This window comes from Bacillus sp. NTK034 (assembly GCF_017303275.1).
In the GTDB taxonomy this organism is placed as follows: domain Bacteria; phylum Bacillota; class Bacilli; order Bacillales; family Cytobacillaceae; genus Cytobacillus.
The window spans coordinates 1-330 of record NZ_JAFKOJ010000049.1 but is presented as its reverse complement, the minus strand read 5'-3'; the positions used below and the strand labels follow the sequence as shown (position 1 = coordinate 330).

Genomic DNA, 330 nt, shown 5'->3' with positions numbered 1-330 from the left:
GCATATCTCCTCGCTTCATCAAGGTTACCTGCCCCGATTTGCTGTCCAACCAGTATCGTAGCTGCCGTTGCGAACCCATAACCAATCATATAAGAAAAGACTTCAATATTTCCTGCAATTTGGTGGGCTGCAAAGGCATTTGTTCCGAGTGCAACAACAAAGCCGAAATAGACGATCTGGCCAGCACGCATAACTAACCGTTCACCTGCTGCTGGAGCCCCAAGTGTCGTCAACTCCATTAAATGCACTTTATCTAACTTCCAATAGTCCTTGCGAAAAGCGAGAACCTTGGACCGGTTTAAGTAATAAATTAGCGCTATGCTTCCAACA

The 330-nt window shown here is 45.8% G+C and carries 1 protein-coding gene; it reads right to left on the bottom strand.

The genetic code is table 11. The features are described 5' to 3' along the window. Positions 1-330 (bottom strand): MATE family efflux transporter (locus JI665_RS28345; protein ID WP_244671356.1); only part of this gene is annotated, 330 nt, incomplete at both ends.